This is a genomic window from Vulcanococcus sp. (assembly GCF_044369115.1).
Taxonomy (GTDB): domain Bacteria; phylum Cyanobacteriota; class Cyanobacteriia; order PCC-6307; family Cyanobiaceae; genus Vulcanococcus.
In genome coordinates this window covers 1-7,418 of sequence record NZ_JBIPMN010000135.1, presented here as the reverse complement: position 1 = coordinate 7,418, position 7,418 = coordinate 1, and the positions used below count along the sequence as shown (strand labels likewise).

General features: G+C 67.0%; 6 protein-coding genes. 2 read left to right on the top strand and 4 right to left on the bottom strand.

Going from position 1 to position 7,418, the window contains the following annotated elements:
* The first annotated feature begins 317 nt into the window (after window positions 1-317).
* Window positions 318-1,688, top strand: a complete 1,371-nt coding sequence (locus ACIQ2E_RS10745; RefSeq protein WP_398330113.1) for a tetratricopeptide repeat protein — start codon at window positions 318-320, stop codon at window positions 1,686-1,688.
* On the opposite strand, the gene ACIQ2E_RS10740 is transcribed toward ACIQ2E_RS10745, so the two are convergent.
* Entirely contained in the window at window positions 1,672-2,874 is a 1,203-nt protein-coding gene (locus ACIQ2E_RS10740; RefSeq protein ID WP_398330110.1) for a glycosyltransferase, read from the bottom strand. The two genes, ACIQ2E_RS10745 and ACIQ2E_RS10740, sit on opposite strands and share 17 nt — an antisense overlap.
* A gap of 137 nt (window positions 2,875-3,011) precedes the next feature.
* Here ACIQ2E_RS10740 and ACIQ2E_RS10735 point away from each other — a divergent pair, with 137 nt between their 5' ends.
* On the top strand, window positions 3,012-4,064 hold the full coding sequence (locus tag ACIQ2E_RS10735; RefSeq protein ID WP_398330107.1) for a hypothetical protein: 1,053 nt from the start codon (window positions 3,012-3,014) through the stop codon (window positions 4,062-4,064).
* 12 nt (window positions 4,065-4,076) lie between these two features.
* Here ACIQ2E_RS10735 and ACIQ2E_RS10730 read toward each other — a convergent pair whose 3' ends face one another.
* From ACIQ2E_RS10730 to ACIQ2E_RS10720, 3 genes are all read right to left on the bottom strand, one after another.
* Window positions 4,077-4,361 carry a hypothetical protein gene (locus ACIQ2E_RS10730; RefSeq protein WP_398330104.1) on the bottom strand — a complete coding sequence of 95 codons (285 nt, stop codon included), beginning with the start codon at window positions 4,359-4,361 and terminating at the stop codon, window positions 4,077-4,079.
* Window positions 4,362-4,369: 8 nt separating this feature from the next.
* Window positions 4,370-5,860: an HlyD family efflux transporter periplasmic adaptor subunit gene (locus ACIQ2E_RS10725; protein ID WP_398330101.1), complete on the bottom strand. Its 1,491-nt coding sequence runs from the start codon at window positions 5,858-5,860 to the stop codon at window positions 4,370-4,372.
* Window positions 5,860-7,418 (bottom strand): peptidase domain-containing ABC transporter (locus ACIQ2E_RS10720; protein ID WP_398330098.1); only part of this gene is annotated, 1,559 nt, incomplete at its 5' end. The genes ACIQ2E_RS10725 and ACIQ2E_RS10720, both read right to left, overlap by 1 nt.

Genomic DNA, 7,418 nt, shown 5'->3' with positions numbered 1-7,418 from the left:
CCCAGAACAATGTCTCTGAAACCTTCTTGTTGATTTAATAATATCACCGAGCCGGCGTGGGGTCAAGCATGCAGGGGAGCTTGCCCCATCCGGACGGAAGCTCAGCGAACACAGACCAACCGTTCCGCGAGATCGCCTGCCGCGCCTGTGATCTTGGCCATCCCCACCAGGAGGCACGACGGGGGACGGAGTGAAAAGTGTGTCGCCAGCTACCTAGAGCGGCCCAACTTTCTCAGGATTTCCTCGGCAAACCCTGACAGAATCCAGAAACTGCATGAACGGCAGCAGGTATCAGAATCGCTGATGGTTGAGACGGCATGAATCAGACGGCAGGCGCCTGGGATGCCGCGCTCCGCCAACGGCTCCTGCCCCTGTTGCACAGGGCGCAGATCGCCGAGCAGCACGGCGACTGGGACCGTGCGGCCCAGGCCTACCAGGAGGCCGTGGCGCTGGTGCCGGCCGACCACCGCCTGTGCAGCAATCTGGGCAATGTGCTCTGGCTGGCCGATCAGCCTGAGGCCGCCCTGGGCTGGTTTGAGCGCGCCAGCACTTTGGCTCCGGCTGAGGGGCTGCCCTGGCGCGGGATCGGCAATGCGTTGCGCGACCTGCAGCGCTTCGGCCCGGCGGCGAGGGCCTATCGGCGCAGCGGCGACCTGCAGAGCGACCCGCTCACGGGCTGGAATCTCAGCCAGACCCTGATCGGCCTGGAACGCTACCGGGAAGCCTTTACCCGGGCGGAGGAGCGCCTGGCGATCGAGGCCTTGGAGGCCTGGCGAGCCGGACCGGGCTGGAACGGCAGCCAGGAGGAGCTGCAGCGGGCTTCAGCCGCGGGCATCCCCTTGCAGATCTGGAGCGAACAGGGATTCGGCGACACCCTGCAGCATCTGCGCTGGTTGCAGCCCCTGAGCCTGCACCTGACAGCGCAGGATCCCGTGCCACAGCTGCTGGTGGAGGAAGCCCTGGTGCCATTGCTGCGGGAGGGCCTGCGCTGGATGACCCGACCTCCGCAGATGTTTGCCAAGCCAGCTGCCCCGCCGCCGCAAGCGGGCTGGGAGCAGCACCACATCGCGCTGCAGAGCCTGCCGGCCCGGCTGGATGGCGGAGCCTGGAGCCATCCCTTGCGCTGCGGGCCTGGTCCCTGGCTGCAGCTCCCGCGCGCGCAACAGCGGAGGACTGGCGATGGCAGCCCCCTGAGGGTGGGCGTGCTCTGGGCGGCTGGACGCAAGCTCGACGATGGCTTCACCCGGCGCGAATACAGCAAACGAAGCCTGCCCGCAGCGGCGCTGGGATCCCTGCTCGAGGGGCTGGCCGCCGCGGGTGCTGGCCTGGTGGGCCTGCAGCACGGCAACGACCGCGAGCGAGCGGAAGCCTGGCGCGGGCTGCTGGTGGAGGAGCTGCCGGCGACGGCGGATTTTCTGGCCACCGCCCAGCTGCTGCTCACCCTGGATCTGGTGATCACGGTGGATACGGCCATGGCCCATCTGGCCGGCTGCCTGGGGATGCCCACCTGGGTGCTGCTGCCCTGGAGTGCCGATCCGCGCTGGCTGCGGCAACGCTCCGACAGCCCCTGGTATCCGAGCCTGAGGCTGTTCCGGCAACCCCGCACCGGCGACTGGCCGGGGGCGATCGCAGCGCTGCTGCAGGCGTTCAGGGCCGGCGAGGCTGCAGGGATCAGCGCACCAGGCTGAGGCTGCCCACCAGCTGGCTGTAGGCACGGCCGCAGTGTTCGAGGGCGTAGCGCTGCTCGATCGTGCGGCGTCCCTCCTCGGCGAGGGGGGCGAAGCGGGCCGGATCGGCCAGCACCTCGAGCACATGGGCGGCCAACAGATCGGGGCGGTCGAACGGGCTGAGCAGGCCATTGCGGCCGTGCTGAATCAGCTCACGCACTGGATCGTTGTCGGAACCGAGCACGAGGGCGCCGCAGGCCATCGCCTCCAGCACGCTCCAGGAGAGGGCATAGGGATAGGTGAAATACACATGCACTGCGCTGATCTGGAACAGGCCCAACAGGGCCTGGTAATCCACCCGGCCCAGAAAGTGCACGCGGCTGGCATCCAGGCGATGGCCGAGCAGGCTGAGCATCTCGCCCCGGTAGCCAGCCGGATGGCCCGAAGCCGGGCCATAGCTGTGGCCATCGGCACCCACGATCAGCACCTGGGCGGTGGGGTGACGGGCCAGGATCTCCGGCAGGGCGCGCATCAAGGTGCGGAAGCCGCGCAGGGGCTCGAGGTTCCGGTTCACGAACGTGATCACCGGATCGCCGTGGCGCAGCATCAGCTGCGGATTGAGCTGCACGTGGCGGCGGTGGTAGGGCGTCACCCGGGTGGTGTCGACCCCCTCGTGGATCACCTGGAAGCGACTGCGCAGATGGGCAGGGAAGGTATCGCGCTGGAAGCGGGTGGGCACCACCGCCGCATCGGCATCGGCGATGGCGGCGAGGGCCATCAGGTTCTGGCGGCGCATGGCCTGCCGCAGGTGGGGGGGCATGGCCGCAAGATCGGGATCGAAGCCATAGCCCAGGAGCTGTGGATTGGCATAGAGCTCGGGGTAGGCGATCAGCAGCGTCTCCGGCCAGACATCGCGCAGATACAGGCCCTCGCCCCAGCCGCTATGGAAGAGCACGGCATCGGGCCTGATGCCGTCGTCGCGCAACTGCTGGCAGCGCTCGGCCACCACCGCACCGCGTTGGAGATTGCGTTCCAGATCCGGATCCACCGGGCCGCCGGCCGGCTGGCTGTCCTGCCAGTCGTAATGCAGGGCACCCTCGCGGGGGCTGGCCCCCATGCCGATCACCCGGTGCCCCTGGGCTTCCAGCGCGGAGGCCAGGTGTCGGTACTGCCCGGGAAAGTTCTGGTGGATGCACAACAGTTCCATGGCGAGAGGCTAAGTAGGATCAGGTGAGTACAGCTCTGGCATGGGCTGACGCGAGCTGCTTCGTTATGTCTTTGTGGAGTCGGATCTTCGGGCGAACCGACCGGGCCAGCTGGCCGCCTCCCGCAGCGGATTCCCTGGTGGCCTCTCCGGCTAGGGGTGGCATCGGCGATGGCGGCGCTGACCCTTTGGCGATCACGCCGTGGTCGGCGACACGGCTCACGGGCATCTTCCAGGAGCTGCAGCAGAACCCCTCCGCCCAGATCCTGCAGGAGGCTCGGCGGGCGCGGCAGTGTCTGGCACGGCTGTGGCTGGCGGCCCCGGTGGACCAGCTGGAGATCCTCTATCGCTCACCGATCGGGGCCAGCTACCGGGCCATGCTGGGCGGACCGCTCTCCGCCCAACCGCTGCTGGCCGACGAAGAGCAGTGGAAACGGCGACTGAGCCAGCGCCTGCTCACGAGCTTCGAGCGCCCGGAAACCACCAACGTGCTGCTGGCGGCGATGGGCTACTTCGGCCGGGGCAAGATGCGGGTGGCCGATCCGCTGCGCCAGGTGCCGCAATGGCTGCTGCAGGACTACGCCGCTCTGCATGATCCAGTGCTGCTGCAGCGCCTGCGCCAGCCGGTGGGGCTGCTGGGCCCGGCGGGCAGCTCCGGCCAGATGGGGGGATACGGGGCTGCGCCCGGACTGGGGATGCAGCCGGCGATGCCCTTGCCGGTGATGGGCCAGCGACGCGGGGCGGAGGCGCTGGGCCTGGTGCAGAACCGGGAGTTCCTGGGGCGGATGAGCGGCCTGATCAACCTGTATGGCATCGATCCCTCCGATCAGGAGGTGCGGCGTGAACTGATCGGGCTGCGGCGGCAGATGGGCCAGATCTGGCTGGATGTGAACACCGCCCAGATCCCGCAGCTGTATCAGAGCAACTTCGGCCAGCTCTATCGCAACCTGCTGAGCTGCGGCTTCACGCGGGAGCCGCTGATTCCCGAGGATCAGCAACTGCGCGCCCAGCTGGCACCCGTGGTGAGCAACATGGCGCAGCCGCGGGCCCTGAATGCTCTGTTGGCGGTGCTGCCCTTCTATCAGCCGGGCAAGATCCAGTTCGGCGGTGGCGAACAACACATCCCGGCCTGGCTGCTGCAAGACATCAACAGCCTCTACGGAGGCACGGCGGCGGCGATGGCACCGCGCTGAAGCCGCCCTCCCCTATTCGTTGAACTCCTTCCAGGTGAGCCAGTACACCAGGTAAGCCAGGGGCGGTGCCAGCAGCAGCGGCAGCAGGGCCATCAGGGCCAGGCCGCCGAGGCCGAGGGCGAAGGGAACCCCACAGAGCAGGGCATAGAAGCCGATCAACAGGGCGATCTGGTTCGGCCGGTGCCGCAGCCGGTTGGCCAGACGCAGGCGCTGCACGGTGCGCCGGCGCTCGGCCCGTTCACCCTTGGGCACATAGCGCCACCAAGCATCCTGATCCGGCGGAGGGGAAGGAGGCATCACGGCCCTCAGCGCAGGCGCTCGAGGAAGCGGCGCTGATCCTCGAAGAAGCCGGTGAAGATGTTGATGAAGCGGCGCTGGCGCAGCACGATGTCGGCGGTGAGCGACATGCCGGCCTGCAGGGGAACGCTGCGGTTCTGCAATCTGAGCTGCTGGCTGCCGAGCTGGAGCACGGCGGGGAAGTACAGGCCGCTGGCCTGACTGCCGAGCACGCGGGTGAGCTCCTCAGGCGTGAGGGCATCAGAACCCACGGATTTCACCGTGGCCGGGATGCGGCCGTAGTCGGAGGCGTTGAAGGTGTCGATCGAGAGATCCGCCTTCTGGCCCACACGCACGAAGCCCACGGCGTTGTTGGGCAGATAAACGCGGGCCTGCAAGCCGTCCTGCGGCACCACCTTCATCAGGGGTTTGGCGGCCGCCTGCTGCACCACGCTGCTAGGGCCCACGCTGATGTCGAACACCACGCCATCGCTGGGGGCCTTGAGCTGGCTGTACTGCAACTGCAGACGCGCCTGGCGGATCTCGGCATCCAATTCGCTGATCCGCTTAAGGTTCTCCTCGATGCGGGTGCGCAGATCCACGCCGGTGGTGGCGGTGGTGTTGATCAGGGCAGCCTGGAGGCGGGCGATCTCCCGCTCGGTTTCACCCACCTGGGTGCTGTACTCCTGCACCTTGTTGCGCAGTTCGAGCAGCTGCAGATCGCTCACGGCGCCGCTGCGCTCCAGGGAGGCGTAACGCTGCTCGATCACGCGGGCGGTGTTGAGGCTGGAGCGCAATCCGGTGAGGCGGGTCTGCGCCTTGCGCAGCTCCTGGCGGGCGGCCTCCTCACGGCTTTGCAACTCACGGGAGCGGGTGGAGAGCTGGAGGCGCTGGTTGGCTGTGAGGCCAGCGGTGGCGGAGGGCTCGCCGAGGGAGGCGTTGAAGATGCGGTTCTCGTTGATCAGGCGCTCGCGCACGGCCTGGGCGGCGGTGAGCTTGCTGCGGGCGTCGCGCAGGTCGAAGCGGAGCAGCGGTTCGCCCTTACGCACCGGCTCGCCCTCCTTCACCAGCACGGCCTCCACCACGCCGGGCACCGGGGCCTCCACATCGCGCACCTTGTTGCCGGGCTCGAGCTTGCCCTGCACCGCCACGGTTTCCGAGAGCGGCGCCACCAGGGCCCAGATCACCACGGCCACGCTGCCGCCGACGGCCGTCCAGATCAGCAGTGAAGCGCTGCGCCGCTTGGGGCGGAGCAGCACGGTTTCGCGGAAGTTCCAATCGGAGCGGGCCAGGGCCGACTGGGGCTGGGGGAGGCCCTCGGCGCTGGCACTGCCGTTGATGTTGCCGCTGCCGAAGGGCAGGGCGGCTGGGGGTTCGCCCACCAGATCCACCTGCACCGGAATGATCGTGGGGTCTGGTTGGGCGCCGGCGCGGGAACGGCGGCGCCCAGGGGAGCGCAACCAGGCGAAGCCGCGCTCATAGAAACGGAGGAGGCGGGTGGAGGGATCGGGGCCGTTCATCAGCTGAGGCCCTCCTGGTTCTGGCTCTGGAAGAGGGCGTAATACCAGCCGCGCGCGGCCATCAACTGGTTGTGGTTGCCCATTTCCATGATGGCGCCCTTATCCATCAACACGATCGTGTCGGCCGGGCGCACGGTGGAGAGGCGGTGGGTGATGAAGAACACGGTGCGGCCGCGGAAGGCTTCAAAGAGGTTGATGCACACCTGCCGCTCGGTGCTGGCATCGAGAGCGCTGGTGGCCTCATCGAGAATCAGCATGAGGGGGTTCTGGAGCACGGCGCGGGCCAGGGCGAGGCGCTGGCGCTGGCCACCGGAGAGGCCGGCACCGCGCTCACCCACATCGGAGTTGTAGCCCTTGGGCATCTCCATGATGAAATCGTGCGCGCAGGCGATACGGGCGGCGCGGATCATTTCGTCGGCCGTGGCATCCGGTTTCACCAGCAGCAGATTGTCGCGGATGGTGCCATCGAAGAGCAGGGAATCCTGGGGCACCACACCCACCTGGCGGCGCAGGGAATAGAGCTCCACCTTGTTGATATCGAGCCCATCAATCAGCACCTTGCCGTCGAGGGGCCGGTAGAAGCGGGGCAGCAGCTTGAGCAGGGTGGATTTGCCGGAGCCGGAGGCCCCTACCATGCCCACGAAGGCACCGGCGGGGATCTCGAGGTTGATGCCCTCGAGGGTGAGGGGGCCGTCGTCGCGGAAGCGGAAGGCCACATCGATGAACTGAACGCGGCCCTGCAGGGGCGGCATCGGGATGTTCTGGGCTTCGTCGAGCGTCTGCTCGGTGGGGCGATCGACGATGTCGGCCACCATGGTGAGCTGCTGGCTGCTCATCTGGTATTGCTGCCAGGTTTGCACCAGCTGGGCGATCGGGCCGGTGATATAGCCGCCCAGGATGCGGAAGGCAAAGAATTCACCGAGGTTAAGGGTGCCCTCGATGCACATCCAGATGCCAACAGCGGTGACCAACAATTCGTTGAGCTTGCGCAGGAAATCCGCCACATTGGCGATCGTTTCGCGGCTGATGCGCAGCTTGAAATCCTCGCCGAGGTAGCGGGCATAGCGGTTCTGAAATTCCCAGCGGGTTTTGAGCTCAGCGTTCTGGGATTTGATCGTTTGAATGCCGGTGATGGCTTCGTTGAGGAAGCTGTAGGTGCGCACCGATTCAGCGATCGATCGCTTGATCTGTGAATAGATCAGCGGATTGCTGACCAGGGCCAGCACCAGCACCAGCGGCAGGGTGCTGAGCATCACCAGGGTGAGCAGCGGGCTGATCGCCAGCAGGATGGCCAGATAGAGCAGGCTGAACAGGAAATCGATCGCCGTGGTGAGGGTGGGCCCGAGCAGAAACTCGCGCAGGCGATCGAGCTGGCTGAGGTAGAACATCACCTGGCCCACCGGCCGGCTGTCGAAGAAGCTCTGGGGCAGGCGCACCATCTGATCGAGAATGGTGGCCTTGGCGTCTTGATCGATGCGGTTGGCGGTTTCGATGAAAATGAACTCACGGGCCGTTTTCACCACCGCCTCCACAATCGCCGCGATCAGCATCAGGCTGG